The sequence below is a fragment of the Massilia varians genome (genome assembly GCF_027923905.1).
Taxonomy (GTDB): Bacteria; Pseudomonadota; Gammaproteobacteria; order Burkholderiales; family Burkholderiaceae_D; genus Telluria; species Telluria varians_B.
On sequence record NZ_AP026966.1, the window covers coordinates 4,117,895 to 4,133,545 of the forward strand.

The following is a 15,651-nucleotide window of genomic DNA, read 5'->3' on the forward strand; positions in this document are numbered from 1 at the left end:
CTCGTCTTAAGCCGCCTGCGGCTGTTCGCTGAAGGATTCGGCGAACAACGCTGGCGGAACAAAGCCGATGCGGGAATGGCGCCGCTGTCGGTTGTAGAAAATTTCGATGTATTCCTGAATCGAGGCCTTTGCCTCAGCACGGGTGGCATAGCGGCGATGATGAACAAGCTCATTCTTCAGCGTGCCCCAGAAGCTCTCCATCGGCGCGTTGTCATAGCAGTTCCCGCGGCGCGACATCGACGCGCGCATGCCGAACTGCGCCACCAGCTCCTGATAGGCATGGGCGCAGTATTGGCTTCCACGGTCCGAATGATGGATCAGCCCTGGCGCCGGCCGCTTGTGGCTCACGGCGCGCCACAAGGCCTGCGTCGTCAGCTCCTGCGTCATGCGCTCGCCCATCGCGTAGCCGACGATCTCGCAGGTAAAAACGTCCTTTACGCCGGCAAGATACAGCCAGCCTTCGGCAGTGGAGATATAGGTGATGTCGGTCACCCACACTTCGTCAGGCCTGTTCGGCGCGAACCGCTGTTCCAGCAATTTCTCAGCGATGGGAAGGTTGTGATTCGAGTTTGTCGTTGCGATGAATTTGCGCCGTTGTTTGCAGCGCAGATTGAGCTCCTGGCGAAGTCGGCGCACACGGTCGCGACCAACTTCATGGCCCTGTGCAGCAAGCTCGTGCTTTATCCGAGGCACCCCGTAGGTCTCTCGGGTTTGCCGATGCACTGCCGTAATCAGGATTTTCAACCGAGCGTCTTCCTGCTCGCGTGTCGATGGCTTGGCCTGCAGCGAGTTGTAGTAGCCGCTGCGCGAGACGTCCAATACCTGGCACATCAGCTTCACAGGATAGCCAGGGAAATCGAGTCGCATTGTCTTTATCCACGCGTACTTGGCAGCGACTCCTGCGCAAAGTACGCCGCCGCTTTTTTTACGATGTCCCGCTCCATCTCTGCCTGGGCTAGCTGCTTGCGCAGCTTCGCGTTCTCCGCTTCCAGCTCGGCCACAGAGCGGCTTCCAGGGGCTGCTGTTGCGGCCGGCCCGCGTTTGGCGGCTGCTACCCAATTGGCCAGCGTCCCTTTTGGGATACTTACTCGTGCTGCTGCCTGCTCAATGGACAAACCCTGCGCCAGCACCAGCTTCACGGCTTCTTCCTTGAGTTCCGGGGTGTACGTCTTCTTCAATGTCTTCATAAAGGCTCCTGTTGGTGAACTTTACCAAACAAGAGTGTCCGAAAAAATCAGCGTACCTCAGACAACGACCGCGCGCCAAACCTTACCCTGCCAGGATTCGACAGATTTGTGATTGGTGGTGCTGCACGCTGACAGTCCTGCAACCATCGAACTGACAGCAATGAGTTTTGCCGTTCGAAGAAACGTTTTCATCAGTATCCTTTTGTTCACACAGCGAGTGAACGTCGCAATCGATGTTCGGGATTAGTCGTATTTTTTGATTTCATCAGCGGTGAGCCGGCGATTGTAGGTCGCGCCATGCTTGGCTGAGATGTCCGATGCTGGATGCTCGTCGATGACTACACCAACACGCTTCGCTGCTTTCTCTCGGTCCAGGCACGCGTCGTCTTTGGAATCGCATACGACGCCCAAAATCCGGGTGAACCGTTGCATCGAGAAGTCCATGTTTGGACCGGTTTCCGTTACAACATCTACCAACGTTCCGCGCTGGAGCTTAGAGAACTCGATATTGTCGGGAACAATCACGTTCGCAATGGTTGAATTGAAGCCGGACATCAGATGAACACGCGCCATGCGGGGGGCCATGTCTCGGCTGTAGTCAAACTTGGTCGCGACGGCCCACTCTTTATTGATTCGACTCGACGTGGTGTTAACGAACTGCTTGACAACCACTGCGCGCCACACCTTCCCTTGCCAGTCTTCTACAGATTTATGGTCTGTAGTGGTGCACGCTGATAGACCGGCCACTACAGCGCAAACCGCAGCGAATTTACTTGTTTTCGTGAACACATTCATAGCTTGTTCTTTTGTCTGTTATTGCAATTGTGGCGTGAACCTACGCTCCAGTCGTAAAGCTCCACGATTTGTTCACCACGACACCGTTGACGGTGCCTGAGAACTTTGAGGTGTACTGTCAATAGCGGACACCCTTGTTTCAAGCAGCCCGTGCCATTTTGCTAAAACTCTCAGCAAATCTGGCAGGGGCGATGTGGCCAAGGCGCGAGTGACGCCGCTGGCGGTTGTAGAAGATCTCGACGTATTCTCTAATCGACGCCTCGGCATCGGCCCGGGTGGCATAACGTTGATGATGAACCAGCTCATTCTTCAAGCTGCCCCAGAAGCTCTCCATCGGCGCGTTGTCATAGCAGTTTCCCTTGCGCGACATGGATGCCTGCATGCCGAACTGGTCGAGCAGGCGACGGTACGCATGCGCGCAATACTGGGTGCCCCGGTCCGAGTGATGAATCAGCCCATGCGCCGGGCGCTTGTGCTGCACGGCCTTCCACAGAGCCCGGATCGTCAACTCCTGCGTCATCCTCTCACCCATGGCGTAGCCCACGATCTCGCAGGTGAACACGTCCTTCACGCCGGCCAGGTACAGCCAGCCCTCGCCGGTCGGCACATACGTGATGTCGGTGACCCACACCTGGTTCGGTGCGCTCGGTTCGAAGCGCTGCTCGAGCAGGTTGTCGGCAACCGGCAGGCTGTGTTTCGAGTTCGTCGTGGCGCGGAACTTGCGCCGCTGCCGGCAGCGCAGGCCCAGTTCGCGCCGCAAGCGTGCAATCCGGTCACGGCCGGCAATGAAGCCTTGCTCGCGCAGTTCGGGCTGGACACGGCGCGTGCCGTAGGTCTCGCGGCTCTGCCGGTGCACCGCCTGGATCGCCACCTTCAGCGCTGCATCCTCCTGGGCTCGCCGAGCAGACGGCGCACGCAGCGAGGCGTAAAAGCCGCTACGCGATACGTCGAACGCGCGGCACAGCCGCTCAACGGGATAGTCGGGTCGCATCACCTTTACTTGCGCGTACCGGGCAGCGACTCCCGTGCAAAGTACGCGGTGGCTTTTTTTAATATTTCCACCTCGACATTGGCGTTAGCTAACTCCTTGCGCAGCCGCGTCACTTCCGCCTCCAGTGATCTTGCCCCGCCATTCCCGGACACAGCCTGATGCTTAGTTAGCGTCAGTTTCCAGAGCCTGACAGCGTCGCTCTTTCCTAAACATGCGCGGCGATTTGTATCCCAGCGCCGAATGTGGATGCACCTCGTTGAAATGCCGGAACGCGTCGGGCAACTGGTCCAGCACGACAGCGCCGCTGCTGCGGTCCATGCCGCCGACGTAATCGCGTTTAAACGTGTTCACGAAGCTCTCCGCCATGCCGTTCGACTGCGGGCTGTTCACCGGCGTATGCACCGGCTTGATGCCCAGTTGATGGGCCAAAGCGTGCGTCTCGATGGCTCGGAAAGCGCCGCCATTGTCGCTCAAGAATTCCACTGTAATCGCCCGCTCGTCGGTGCTGCCGAAACGCGCTTCCACGGCCTCAATCATCATGTCGCGCACCGGCTCACCGGGCAGTCCACGTCCAATCCAGGCACGCCAGGCGATAATCTCGCGGTCGCAGCAGTCCTTCATGAAAACGCCAGTCACCACCTCGCCGTTGTCGCAGGCGATCTCGAAGCCATCCGAGCACCAGCGCTGGTTCGATTCTTCGACCATCACTTTGCCATCGTGAGTGCGGCCGCTATCACTACGCCTAGGCGATTTCGGCAGCAACAAACCTTGCTGCTTCATCACGCGGTACATGCGCTTGTGGTTCACCGGGCGCAGGCCCATCAGGCTGCGTGTACGGTTCACCAGGGCGCCTGCGCGGCGATAACCATAGGTCGGCAGTGCCGTGATCTCGGCGCGTACAGCGTCGGCAATCATCGCGTCAGCGACCGGATCGAGCCTGGCCACAGTGCGCTTGTCGATCCAATCTACAGGTCGAGCAAGGAGATCAATCACGTGCGAGCGCGCTACACCAAGGACAACGCAAACAGGCTTTACTGCCCGTCCTTGTCCAATAAGGGTGAGCGCGCAATCCACTTTTTTTCGCGAGCCAGCTCGACCGCTTCGCGCAGGATCTCCGCTTCCATCGTTTTCTTGCCCAGCATGCGCTGCAGTTGCGCGATTTGGGCGCGTGCCGCTGCCAGCTCGCTTGCCGGCACAACCGATTCACCTGATTGCACAGCGACCAGAGCGCCTTCGCGCTCGAGCTTGCGCCAGTTGAACAGCTGGCTGGCACTGATGCCGTGCTTTCGGGCCACCAGCGATACGCTCATGCCCGGCTCGTACGTTTCCTTGACCAGCGCTGCCTTTTCCTGCACTGACCAGCGTCGGCGCCGCTCTTCGGACACCGTCACGACTTCGATGGTTTGGTTGTTTCTAGTCATACTCACAGTCTTATTCCTATCCGTAAGGATACAGCATTGACTGTGTCTGGCGAATCAAGGGGCTATTTCACCAGCTCGGCCACGCTTCTGCCGCCTGGGACTGCTGCCGCGCCGTCGCCTCGTCTGGCTGCGGCCACCCAGTTCGCCAGCGTGCCCTTCGGCAGAGCCAGGCTTGCGCCAGCTTCTTCCAGCGACATTCCTTGCTCCAACACCAGCTTGACCGCCTCGGCGCGGAACTCCTTCGTGTATGTGCGTTTTTCTGATTTGCTCATGATGACTCCCTTTGGTCAGTTTACCAAACAGGAGTGTCCGAAAATCTCAGGCTACCTCACTTCACGCTGTAGATAGTATTCGGTTTGAATGGTGCCTTGCCTACCAGGAAGGCTGTGTTGGCCCTAACGTACTTGTTAGGGTCGTTGTCCTTGGTGATGAGGCGAACGTCCAGTGCTGTGGTCTGACCGGACTCGGTCATCGTAAAGCTGGTCACTGCCAGAGTGGTGCCCTCTGCCGACACGACGTTAACTGGGTAGCTGGTCTTGGTCGCGTATTCCTGCAAGGTGATGTCCGAGAACGGGTTAGGCAATTCCGTCGCTGCAACCAGGCGAACGCCAGTTTGCTTGTCGGCTGGATAGCTGCCGAAGTAGTTCGAGGCATTGAATTGCTTCTTCGTTTCGTACCCGAATTCGACGATGACCGTCTGGTCCTTGTCGGTACCAACTACGATACCGATATCACGTGGCGACTGATACATGAACGCAGCACGGTGATACACCGTCGCGAGCAAATCGCCGAACGCTTTAGACGCGCCTTTGCCGAGACCGAACGAACCAGTTTCGCCGACGTACGGGCCGGCGTACTGCACGAACTTTGCACGGTCGAGTTCCTGGATGCCGGTGAAACCTGGGCGGCTTGGCGACTCGATGTGGAACACCGCGCGGCCGGTAGCTGTTTAGTTTCGTGCGATCATGTTCCTCGCCGTAGCTGGCCTTTGTTCCGTGCAAAGGCTATTCTTCAAGAATTGATTGCTGGGTTCAGCAGTCCCGGCCTTCAATCGCACTAGGAGCAGTTGGCAGCATGAGTTCACGCATTCACCCGCAAGCCCGCACCACACCGAAAATCCGCCAGGAGATCAAGGATTCTGGTTTGTCTGATCGCCAAGCGGCAAAGGTCTTTGGCATCACGCGCGCGACCGCCGCGAAGTGGCTCAAGCGGGACGACGTGCAGGACCGCTCGCACCGTGCCCACACACTGCATACGACCTTGAGCGCAGCCCAGGAAGCCATCGTTCTGGCGCTGCGCCAGTCGCTCTATCTCCCCCTTGACGACCTGCTTTTCGTCACGCGGCAGCACATCAATCCAGACGTCTCCCGGTCCGGCATCGCACGCCTGCTCAAGCGCGAAGGCATGTCGCGCCTCGAAGACGTGATCCCGAAGGCCGAGGGCGAAACCATCACGCCCAAGAAGACCTTCAAGGACTACGAGCCAGGCTTCATCCACATCGACATCAAGTACCTGCCGCAGATGCCGGACGAGACTGCGCGCCGCTACCTGTTCGTCGCCATCGACCGCGCCACGCGCTGGGTCTTCATGCACATTTACGGCGACATGACCGACAAGAGCAGCGTCGATTTCCTGCGCCGCCTGAAGCTGGCCTCGCCCATCAAGATCAGCAAGATCCTGACCGACAACGGCTCGCAATTTACCGACCGTTTTGCTACCAAGGACAAGAAGCCGAGCGGCCAGCACGCTTTCGACGTCGCTTGCGCCGCACTGCCTGCCGAGCACCGCCTGGCGCCGCCGCGGCACCCGCAAACAAACGGGATGGTCGAGCGCTTCAACGGCCGCATCAACGAATTGCTGCAGCAGACCCGCTTCGACAGCAGAGCCGATTTGCAGGCCACATTGATGAACTATTTGAAGCTGTACAACCACCACATTCCGCAGCGCGCACTCGACGCCAAGACACCCATCCTGGCGCTCAAGGAATGGCAGCAGAAACGACCAGAATTATTTGTTAAACGCGTTTACGATCAAACGGGACTCGACAGGTAGCTGGGTCGGTTGCGAACAGGTCGAGGTCCAGGTTCTGGGCCTGATAGTTCAGGTGGTTCTTCGCCGCCAGGTCGAGCTTTGTGTTTTGCGCGAGCTTGCCGAGACCAGCTTGCGAACGGAACTCGTTGTAGGCATTGAAGAACGCCAGCTCTTCCGAATTGGCCGCGTATGTTGGTATTGGCACCGACGTCTGCAAGTCCTGCTCAGGAGTCGCAGGCGGAGACGTCACCACCGGTGGCGTCGGATTGGTTGAAACCGGCGGTGATGGCGAGCCTCTCTCACCACCACCGCCACCACAAGCGCTCAGCACTACCGCAAACGACGCTGCGAGACCTATAGCGCGATACTTCATATCGTTTGTCATTGTTCTTTCGATTTTATTGTAGAGTCGTGTCACTTCTTCGGGCCGATGCAACGGTTTGATACGAGTGCTCGCAAGATGTTATGAGTTGGGGCGATGCCTCAAAGCGTGCTACCTACCGCTGGCCAACGCGGCCCGAAGGCGTCCTACTTAGCGTCTGTGGCACTAGGTGGCGTTCAGCTTTTTCCGTTGAGCAAGAACGTCGGCGTTTTGCCCAGCGCAGGCTGCCCCTCGATGTGCTTGACTGTCGCATGCGCGTCGACTTCAATCTGGCGAGTCATATCAAGGATGGTTTTGTTGACCCACTCTTCAGGCGTACCAACAATCTTGTGAGCAAAATCACGTGATACCTGATACAGCCCTCCCTCAACTTTTTGGAACACGGCATAGGTGTTCAAATGGTAGCCGGCTTGATATTTGTAGAGGCACGCATACAGATTGAGATTGCTTGAGCCGGAAATGGTGCGCTGCGCGCGCGCCGTCCAGGAGGCGCCTTCACAGGTGGCTCCTTTCAAAGAGACGCCGCCATTTTGCATAGAGGCAAGTTGCATCATTGCACCCATTCCGGTTCCGTTAAATTTCGAGCTCATGTCAGTAATCGTAAAACGGCCTGGCTCTACAGGAACCTTGACTCCCATCTGGAGCGGCATGTTCGAACTGATTTCATTTGTGTTTTGACTGAGCCCGTCAGTCGCGGCCCTCGCAACAGCTGCAGCGCTCGCGGTAGTTTTGATGTCGAAGATGTGATACATCTCGACTGTTGTGTTGCGGTTCGCCAAATAGCTGTTTGTGCTCGCGCAAGAGCAGAGCGCTCCGACGAGAGGAAGTAGAACGAAAACGGTCTTTTTCATGGTCTCGGTGTTAGTGGTATCAAAAGCCTCGTTGAAGGATTCGTCCAAGTTAGTCTCCATGAGCTTCAGAGGAGGCCAGTGCGCCGGACGCAATCGCGGGACGGAAGTCTCGAAGCAACTTGTAGGGCTTAGCCTGCGCGATAAGCCTTAACAACGGCCGGCTACTGTCAGTTGACGGTAGCGTTAGTGCGCACCATCAGGCCTGCAGGTACTTCGAACATCTTTGCCCTATTCTTGTACCTCCGTTGTTGCCTTGGTGAGAACTATAGGAAAGATGCATTGCTGAGGCATGCTCGATGCGGTGAAGCTCTGATTTTTGCGTACGAACCCCAGTTTTTTGCGTGTTCATCCAATTATTGTGATTTTCGCTACTCGCGGCGGAAGACTCCTTGGCGGCCTGAAGTCACAGACACGCAGGCTGGCTCGACCGCAAACTATCGCGCGGGCCGTTAGATTCGCGGTTGCCGCGAGTGTTTTAGCATGGCTACACGGTGTCGGGTCCGCTATACAAACGCTCAGGATTTGGCTCATCGGTGAGCTTTTAACAGTCCATGCCATGTATATCGCGCACCTCACTGAAAAGTAGCCCCGCGACCGTAACCAAGTGTGCAACTTCAAATTCTAAGGCTGGTTCTGGCAAAAGTGCGCTTTGTTCTCAAGGCGGCGAAGCGCAGTAGTGACGCATAGCAAGGTCCCGCGTCACGCCCTTAAGCTGAACATGGTGGAGGACAGACGAAAGTCGCAGCCTTCACTACGTGGCGCTTATTGCCACTGTTTATAGGAAAAAAAGGATTGCAAGTGCGTTGCATCAATGTCCTAGCAGATATCACTGATATTTCCTATGGACTGCCAATGAAATTAGGCTCATCGGCAGTGGATTGCGCAAAGACACCGACGCAAGTTTGCGTAATCCGCCTAACATTAGCCGCGTGTTAATACCTAAAACAGCTCGATTCGTCCAAACAAAAAATGATAGAACTTTATGACTGCATGACGGAGTTCAACATGAGTGCAGTTTGCGAAAAAAAGCCCCCGACCTGCGGGGGCAAAATGAGTAGAACCTTTACTCTCGGCTATTACGCTCTCTATGTTTTCGAAGTGCTTCTTAAATACATTCCAACTATCTTTGATAAAATCCATTGCACCAAGCAGCGCTAGGAAGCCGATAGCCAGAAATGCCACATACAAAAATTCTTGCATGATTAAGTTTCTGTTTATTTGTTTGTAAAGGTCCGACCAAGTGTAGGAAGCACCCTTCCAAATTAGCGCTCTATCCAAGCGAAGTGCCTATGTGTCGAGTCCCGTTTGATCGTAAACGCGTTTAACAAATAATTCTGGTCGTTTCTGCTGCCATTCCTTGAGCGCCAGGATGGGTGTCTTGGCGTCGAGTGCGCGCTGCGGAATGTGGTGGTTGTACAGCTTCAAATAGTTCATCAATGTGGCCTGCAAATCGGCTCTGCTGTCGAAGCGGGTCTGCTGCAGCAATTCGTTGATGCGGCCGTTGAAGCGCTCGACCATCCCGTTTGTTTGCGGGTGCCGCGGCGGCGCCAGGCGGTGCTCGGCAGGCAGTGCGGCGCAAGCGACGTCGAAAGCGTGCTGGCCGCTCGGCTTCTTGTCCTTGGTAGCAAAACGGTCGGTAAATTGCGAGCCGTTGTCGGTCAGGATCTTGCTGATCTTGATGGGCGAGGCCAGCTTCAGGCGGCGCAGGAAATCGACGCTGCTCTTGTCGGTCATGTCGCCGTAAATGTGCATGAAGACCCAGCGCGTGGCGCGGTCGATGGCGACGAACAGGTAGCGGCGCGCAGTCTCGTCCGGCATCTGCGGCAGGTACTTGATGTCGATGTGGATGAAGCCTGGCTCGTAGTCCTTGAAGGTCTTCTTGGGCGTGATGGTTTCGCCCTCGGCCTTCGGGATCACGTCTTCGAGGCGCGACATGCCTTCGCGCTTGAGCAGGCGTGCGATGCCGGACCGGGAGACGTCTGGATTGATGTGCTGCCGCGTGACGAAAAGCAGGTCGTCAAGGGGGAGATAGAGCGACTGGCGCAGCGCCAGAACGATGGCTTCCTGGGCTGCGCTCAAGGTCGTATGCAGTGTGTGGGCACGGTGCGAGCGGTCCTGCACGTCGTCCCGCTTGAGCCACTTCGCGGCGGTCGCGCGCGTGATGCCAAAGACCTTTGCCGCTTGGCGATCAGACAAACCAGAATCCTTGATCTCCTGGCGGATTTTCGGTGTGGTGCGGGCTTGCGGGTGAATGCGTGAACTCATGCTGCCAACTGCTCCTAGTGCGATTGAAGGCCGGGACTGCTGAACCCAGCAATCAATTCTTGAAGAATAGCCTTTGCACGGAACAAAGGCCAGCTACGGCGAGGAACATGATCGCACGAAACTAAACACCTATGTAAAGCTGAAGGTCAACGAATGAGACATTAGAAAAAATCCAGTCGATGAACAGATTTTATCGGATGTGGCTTAACAGGCTCTATTGGAGGAAAAGGTGTTGATGCGGTTATCGTGCAATGGGAGAGGATTGTCGCGTAGCAATCCATCTGACAAGTATCGAACTGTGAATGCTACATCTGTTTAAACGCGGCCTGATATCCTGAACTCACCGCTAAGCACTCGGTCGAGCCTTTTGAGATAGCCCCTTGATTCACCAGACACAGTCGATGCTGTATCCTTACGGATAGGAATAAGACTGTGAATATGACTAGTAACAAGCAAACCATCGAAGTCGTGACGGTGTCGGAAGAGCGACGCCGCCGCTGGTCAGTGCAGGAAAAGGCTGCGCTGGTCAAGGAAACGTACGAGCCGGGCATGAGCGTATCGCTGGTGGCCCGCAAGCACGGCATCAGTGCCAGCCAGCTGTTCAACTGGCGCAAGCTCGAACGGGAAGGCGCCCTGGTCGCGGTGCAATCAGGTGAATCGGTCGTGCCGGCGAGCGAATTGGCAGCGGCACGCGCCCAGATCGCGCAACTGCAGCGCATGCTGGGCAAAAAGACGATGGAGGCGGAGATCCTGCGTGAAGCGGTCGAGCTGGCTCGCGAAAAAAAGTGGATTGCGCGCTCACCCTTATTGGACAAGGACGGGCAGTAAAGCCTGTCTGCGTTGTCCTTGGTGTAGCGCGCTCGCACGTGACTGACCTGCTTGCCCGACCTGCAGACTGGGTCGACAAGCGCACCGTCGCCAAGCTTGATCCAGTAGCTGACGCGATGATTGCCGACGCCGTACGCGCCGAGATCACGGCACTGCCGACTTACGGCTATCGTCGTGCCGGCGCCCTGGTGAACCGCACGCGCAGCCTGATGGGCCTGCGCCCCGTGAACCACAAGCGCATGTACCGTGTGATGAAGCAGCAGGGTTTGCTGCTGCCCAAATCGCCTAGGCGTAGTGATAGCGGCCGTGCTCACGATGGCAAAGTGATGGTCGAGGAATCGAACCAGCGCTGGTGCTCGGACGGCTTCGAGATCGCCTGCGACAACGGCGAAGTCGTGACTGGTGTTTTCATGAAGGACTGCTGCGACCGCGAGATCATCGCCTGGCGTGCCTGGGTCGGCCGAGGACTGCCTGGTGAACCGGTGCGGGACATGATGATCGAGGCTGTGGAAACGCGTTTTGGCAGCACGGACGAGCGCGCGATTACTGTTGAATTCTTGAGTGACAATGGCGGAGCTTTCCGGGCCATCGAAACGCATGCCCTGGCCCATGAGCTGGGCATCAAGCCAGTGCATACCCCAGTGAACAGCCCGCAGTCGAACGGCATGGCAGAGAGCTTCGTGAACACGTTCAAACGCGATTACGTCGGTTGCATGGACCGCAGTAGCGGCGCTGTCGTGCTTGCCCAGTTGCCCGACGCCTTCAGGCACTTCAACGAGGTGCATCCGCATTCGGCGCTCGGCTACAAATCGCCGCGCATGTTTAGAAAAGAGCGACGCCGTCAGGCTCTGGAAACTGACGCTAAATAGGCATCAGGCTGTGTCCGGGAAAAGCGGGGCAAGATCACTTTCAAGTGAATTTTCATCTGCCCTTCCAATCGGGTAATAGTGTCAATATTGTGCAGATTTACAATGCAGCCCCGACTAATTTGAACGAAGTCTTCCGGATTGAGTTCGTCGGTGAGTTCTTTAATAGTCTTGCGTACAAAGTGCTCTCCTACTGATGTGACAACTCGGGTGTATCTGGAATCTGACTGAAAGTATACAATCTCCTTCACGGTGATGAGTCGTAAGGACGTGCCAACAGATGCTTGAATCCAGGTAAGGTACTTGTGCGGAAGTTCAAGCGGACGCAATGGCGGAGGTTGCTCCATAGTGGAGCTAGTTGCTGACTTCAGCCGTTCGATTGTCTCGACAAGACGCCCTGGCTGCAACGGTTTGAGGAGATAGTCGACAGCCGCCACGCTGAATGCATCGACGGCATGCTCAGAATGCGCCGTGAGAAACACAATATGAGCTTTGCTTCGTATCGCATGCGCAACCTCGATGCCGGAAAGCTTTGGCATCTGGATGTCGAGAAAAACAATGTCGGGACTCCACTGGCTAACGGCAGCCAAGGTCTCGGCACCGTCGCCCGCCTCACCCAAAATTTTCAAGTCTGGCCAGTATGCCTCAAGTAATCCGCGGAGCCGGCGGCGAAGGAGGGGTTCGTCGTCAGCGATAATGGCAGTCGTCATCTCAAGCTAACCCTTCAAATGGGAGCACAATGCTCGCCTTGAACCCGCCATTCTTTCCGGCGTCGATTTCGAGCCACGCGCGTGGGCCGTAAAGCGCATCCAGGCGGTCACGGAGGTTCGTAAGCCCTGTACCGGTACCGCCCACGCTTGAGAACCCTGCGCCGTCATCTGACACCTCCAGACGCACGACATCCCCTACCTGTAAAGCTCGAACTTCTACGGTGCCGCCTGCATTTGGCGCGATACCGTGCTTGATAGCGTTCTCAACCAAGGAGATGAGCATTGCCGGCGGCAATGGATGGTGACGTACGTGCTCCATCGCGTCAAATAAAAAGGATAGCCGGTCGCCCATGCGCGCCCTCATAATCGCTAGATAGCGCTGCGAGAGCTCCATTTCTTTCGCAACGGTCGAGCGGTCGGAGCGGAAACCCTCCACAGCGCCGCGGAAGTAGGCGGTCAGGTGATTGAGCATCTCCTCGCCCTCGTCAATATTCTCGCGGTACATCTGCTGCACGTTGGCCAACGTATTGAAGAGGAAGTGGGGCTCAATTTGAGTCTGCAGCATGCGTAGCTGGGCCTCGACCGCAAGATGCTTGAATTCATCCTGCTTACGCAAAGCGTTAGCCAGGCGCATTTCGTTGTCCGTCGCGTCTACCAGGTTAGTGCGAAGGAAATTTAGACAGGCGGTTACCTCCTGTGGTGCCGGAAATACCTCAAATCGGTAGAGCCCTTTTCGTAAGCTGCATCGGAGCCGAACTTGTGTTCCGGTTTCCACCCGGCTTAAGTAGAGCTCGACAGTGGTCGGGCATAGCGGCCACGTCAGCTGTAAGGACGTCTCATTCGCGCCGCTTTGCCGAGTGCGCGGCCGCGATTCAAGCAACCGCCGAGTGAACCGGGGAGCCTTATCGAACTGCAGCTGCTGAAGTCGAAGAGCAAGTGCAGCTTCCACAGCGGCACTGGCTGCCGGAATGGTTACAAGGAGGTCGCAGTAACTGCCTTTAGCAATCTCGTCAATGTTGTAACCCATTCGTTTGAGTCGGACGAACCGCCAGGCCGAAATCACGACACTCCATACCAGTGCAAGCTTGAGAAAGTTCTGGACTCGATTAACGATAACGTCCTCCACAGCTTTTTCCGATAAATGCTCGGGTGTCAGAGGATTTTGTAGCAAATAGTCGCAGAATATCGTTACCACGAGGATAGCGCCGATGTGCGTAAGGATTTTCAGCATCGACTGGAGCTGTAACTTGGCCAGGAATGCTAAAAGATTACGGTCTATCAACTTTGCACAGTAGCTCTGCCTGAAGTACGCCAACTGAACCGTAGCCCAGAACACAATGAATACGGGAAGAAGCGGGGATTTCGTTGCAAGAACGAAGCTGACTACCAATCCAAGGATGAGAAGAGCCGATGGGACAATGCGGTGCAATGCGCTAACTATCCCTAGCGGGGCGCGAGTGAATAGCAGCTCTGGAGGTCGAGAGGATATTTCGCCGGGTAGCACAGCAGGTCCTTGAAAAGAGCCAGGACCCGAAGGTCGGCTGATTGGTGCCAAATAACAATGATTATAGCTCTCCAATCAACCAAACAAAAGGCAGGGTTCGGCTCGATACTGCTCCTGCTCATTTCGATGTCGTTTTCTGCGCCGGTCTAGCAATGCCGCCACAACAGTCGTTGCGGCATCGGCTCTAGCCAAAATAACAATGTTATTAATCCCACAGCCTGCCGGTCTTCGTACTTTCTAACAATCCTTAGCTCATATAAATCCGGTTCATACATTGCTCCGACGGTATGTCATTTGGAGGCACGTCCTGGCATCGCCAGGCTTCAGGAGGAACGTCGCCTTGCTACACACATAAGGAGCTTTTTTGATGGAAAAGAAACTGTTGGACCTGGATGAACTTGCAACCCTGCTCGGTCGCAGTCCCGAAACGATTAAGAAGGACTTGAAACGAAATCGGCTGGTGAGGTGTACTGTCAATAACGGACACGCTCGTCTTAAGCCGCCTGCGGCTGTTCGCTGAAGGATTCGGCGAACAACGCTGGCGGAACAAAGCCGATGCGGGAATGGCGCCGCTGTCGGTTGTAGAAAATTTCGATGTATTCCTGAATCGAGGCCTTTGCCTCAGCACGGGTGGCATAGCGGCGATGATGAACAAGCTCATTCTTCAGCGTGCCCCAGAAGCTCTCCATCGGCGCGTTGTCATAGCAGTTCCCGCGGCGCGACATCGACGCGCGCATGCCGAACTGCGCCACCAGCTCCTGATAGGCATGGGCGCAGTATTGGCTTCCACGGTCCGAATGATGGATCAGCCCTGGCGCCGGCCGCTTGTGGCTCACGGCGCGCCACAAGGCCTGCGTCGTCAGCTCCTGCGTCATGCGCTCGCCCATCGCGTAGCCGACGATCTCGCAGGTAAAAACGTCCTTTACGCCGGCAAGATACAGCCAGCCTTCGGCAGTGGAGATATAGGTGATGTCGGTCACCCACACTTCGTCAGGCCTGTTCGGCGCGAACCGCTGTTCCAGCAAGTTCTCAGCGATGGGAAGGTTGTGATTCGAGTTTGTCGTTGCGATGAATTTGCGCCGTTGTTTGCAGCGCAGATTGAGCTCCTGGCGAAGTCGGCGCACACGGTCGCGACCAACTTCATGGCCCTGTGCAGCAAGCTCGTGCTTTATCCGAGGCACCCCGTAGGTCTCTCGGGTTTGCCGATGCACTGCCGTAATCAGGATTTTCAACCGAGCGTCTTCCTGCTCGCGTGTCGATGGCTTGGCCTGCAGCGAGTTGTAGTAGCCGCTGCGCGAGACGTCCAATACCTGGCACATCAGCTTCACAGGATAGCCAGGGAAATCGAGTCGCATTGTCTTTATCCACGCGTACTTGGCAGCGACTCCTGCGCAAAGTACGCCGCCGCTTTTTTTACGATGTCCCGCTCCATCTCTGCCTGGGCTAGCTGCTTGCGCAGCTTCGCGTTCTCCGCTTCCAGCTCGGCCACAGAGCGGCTTCCAGGGGCTGCTGTTGCGGCCGGCCCGCGTTTGGCGGCTGCTACCCAATTGGCCAGCGTCCCTTTTGGGATACTTACTCGTGCTGCTGCCTGCTCAATGGACAAACCCTGCGCCAGCACCAGCTTCACGGCTTCTTCCTTGAGTTCCGGGGTGTACGTCTTCTTCAATGTCTTCATAAAGGCTCCGTTGGTGAACTTTACCAAACAAGAGTGTCCGAAAAAATCAGCGTACCTCATGGCTGTTCCGCCTCGCCTCCATATCCCAGGTACACGATTGCTGCGCTGGCGGCAGTCGGATATCGATAACTGGCTCGACAGCCAT

At 56.4% G+C, this 15,651-nt stretch carries 13 protein-coding genes and 2 pseudogenes; 2 read left to right on the top strand and 13 right to left on the bottom strand.

The genetic code is table 11. From position 1 onward, the window contains the following. Window positions 1-6: 6 nt before the first annotated feature. The 6 genes and pseudogenes from MasN3_RS18585 to MasN3_RS18610 form a co-directional block, all read right to left on the bottom strand. A protein-coding gene (locus MasN3_RS18585) for an IS3 family transposase (RefSeq protein ID WP_281909179.1) occupies window positions 7-1,187 on the bottom strand; the annotation gives its coding sequence in 2 pieces (ribosomal slippage) (window positions 7-920 and window positions 920-1,187; 1,182 coding nt in all). A gap of 243 nt (window positions 1,188-1,430) precedes the next feature. Next, window positions 1,431-1,982: a hypothetical protein gene (locus MasN3_RS18590; protein WP_281909181.1), complete on the bottom strand. Its 552-nt coding sequence runs from the start codon at window positions 1,980-1,982 to the stop codon at window positions 1,431-1,433. Window positions 1,983-2,121: 139 nt separating this feature from the next. Continuing rightward, window positions 2,122-3,128, bottom strand: a pseudogene (locus MasN3_RS18595) (IS3 family transposase); the annotation flags it as partial. Window positions 3,129-3,135: 7 nt separating this feature from the next. After that, a protein-coding gene (locus MasN3_RS18600; RefSeq protein ID WP_281909182.1) for an IS3 family transposase occupies window positions 3,136-4,394 on the bottom strand; the annotation gives its coding sequence in 2 pieces (ribosomal slippage) (window positions 3,136-4,064 and window positions 4,064-4,394; 1,260 coding nt in all). Between the two features lie 71 nt (window positions 4,395-4,465). Next, a pseudogene (locus tag MasN3_RS18605) lies at window positions 4,466-4,666 on the bottom strand (transposase); the annotation flags it as partial. Window positions 4,667-4,722: 56 nt separating this feature from the next. Beyond that, on the bottom strand, window positions 4,723-5,325 hold the full coding sequence (locus MasN3_RS18610) for a hypothetical protein (protein ID WP_281909183.1): 603 nt from the start codon (window positions 5,323-5,325) through the stop codon (window positions 4,723-4,725). Between the two features lie 143 nt (window positions 5,326-5,468). On the opposite strand from MasN3_RS18610, the gene MasN3_RS18615 reads away from it, so the two are divergent. Further along, window positions 5,469-6,446 carry an IS481 family transposase gene (locus tag MasN3_RS18615; RefSeq protein WP_281909185.1) on the top strand — a complete coding sequence of 326 codons (978 nt, stop codon included), beginning with the start codon at window positions 5,469-5,471 and terminating at the stop codon, window positions 6,444-6,446. Here MasN3_RS18615 and MasN3_RS18620 read toward each other — a convergent pair. From MasN3_RS18620 to MasN3_RS18635, 4 genes are all read right to left on the bottom strand, one after another. Further along, complete coding sequence (locus MasN3_RS18620; RefSeq protein ID WP_281909187.1) at window positions 6,409-6,810, bottom strand: CAP domain-containing protein; 402 nt, start codon at window positions 6,808-6,810, stop codon at window positions 6,409-6,411. The two genes, MasN3_RS18615 and MasN3_RS18620, sit on opposite strands and share 38 nt — an antisense overlap. Window positions 6,811-6,983: 173 nt before the next feature. Then, the gene (locus tag MasN3_RS18625) at window positions 6,984-7,706 is read right to left on the bottom strand and encodes a hypothetical protein (protein ID WP_281909189.1); all 723 of its coding nucleotides are present in this window, start codon (window positions 7,704-7,706) and stop codon (window positions 6,984-6,986) included. An 891-nt stretch (window positions 7,707-8,597) separates the two neighbouring features. Further along, a complete protein-coding gene (locus tag MasN3_RS18630) occupies window positions 8,598-8,858 on the bottom strand; it encodes a hypothetical protein (RefSeq protein WP_281909191.1) in 261 nt (86 codons plus the stop codon). Between the two features lie 87 nt (window positions 8,859-8,945). Further along, the gene (locus MasN3_RS18635; RefSeq protein WP_281909193.1) at window positions 8,946-9,923 is read right to left on the bottom strand and encodes an IS481 family transposase; all 978 of its coding nucleotides are present in this window, start codon (window positions 9,921-9,923) and stop codon (window positions 8,946-8,948) included. Between the two features lie 438 nt (window positions 9,924-10,361). On the opposite strand from MasN3_RS18635, the gene MasN3_RS18640 reads away from it, so the two are divergent. Beyond that, window positions 10,362-11,620, top strand: a protein-coding gene (locus MasN3_RS18640; protein ID WP_281909195.1) for an IS3 family transposase whose coding sequence is annotated in 2 segments (ribosomal slippage) — window positions 10,362-10,692 and window positions 10,692-11,620 — 1,260 coding nt in all. Because the reading frame shifts where the segments join, the coding sequence is not laid out codon by codon here. On the opposite strand, the gene MasN3_RS18645 is transcribed toward MasN3_RS18640, so the two are convergent. The 3 genes from MasN3_RS18645 to MasN3_RS18655 all read right to left on the bottom strand — a co-directional run bounded on the left by MasN3_RS18645 (window position 11,593) and on the right by MasN3_RS18655 (window position 15,506). After that, window positions 11,593-12,327 (bottom strand): LytR/AlgR family response regulator transcription factor, encoded by a 735-nt coding sequence (locus tag MasN3_RS18645; protein WP_281909196.1) that lies wholly within the window; start codon window positions 12,325-12,327, stop codon window positions 11,593-11,595. The genes MasN3_RS18640 and MasN3_RS18645 overlap by 28 nt on opposite strands. A 1-nt stretch (window position 12,328) precedes the next feature. Further along, the gene (locus MasN3_RS18650) at window positions 12,329-13,756 is read right to left on the bottom strand and encodes a sensor histidine kinase (protein WP_281909197.1); all 1,428 of its coding nucleotides are present in this window, start codon (window positions 13,754-13,756) and stop codon (window positions 12,329-12,331) included. A 569-nt stretch (window positions 13,757-14,325) separates the two neighbouring features. Next, window positions 14,326-15,506 (bottom strand): IS3 family transposase gene (locus MasN3_RS18655; protein WP_281907664.1). Its coding sequence is split into 2 segments (ribosomal slippage): window positions 14,326-15,239 and window positions 15,239-15,506, totalling 1,182 coding nucleotides; the frame shifts between segments, so codons are not numbered across the junction. Window positions 15,507-15,651 lie beyond the last annotated feature (145 nt).

Excerpts from the sequence above, each read along its gene's own strand:
- MasN3_RS18590 (WP_281909181.1), bottom strand. The coding sequence starts at position 1,982 with ATGAATGTGTTCACGAAAACAAGTAAATTCGCTGCGGTTTGCGCTGTA.
- MasN3_RS18615 (WP_281909185.1), top strand. The coding sequence starts at position 5,469 with ATGAGTTCACGCATTCACCCGCAAGCCCGCACCACACCGAAAATCCGC.
- MasN3_RS18620 (WP_281909187.1), bottom strand. The coding sequence starts at position 6,810 with ATGACAAACGATATGAAGTATCGCGCTATAGGTCTCGCAGCGTCGTTT.
- MasN3_RS18630 (WP_281909191.1), bottom strand. The coding sequence starts at position 8,858 with ATGCAAGAATTTTTGTATGTGGCATTTCTGGCTATCGGCTTCCTAGCG.
- MasN3_RS18635 (WP_281909193.1), bottom strand. The coding sequence starts at position 9,923 with ATGAGTTCACGCATTCACCCGCAAGCCCGCACCACACCGAAAATCCGC.
- MasN3_RS18645 (WP_281909196.1), bottom strand. The coding sequence starts at position 12,327 with ATGACGACTGCCATTATCGCTGACGACGAACCCCTCCTTCGCCGCCGG.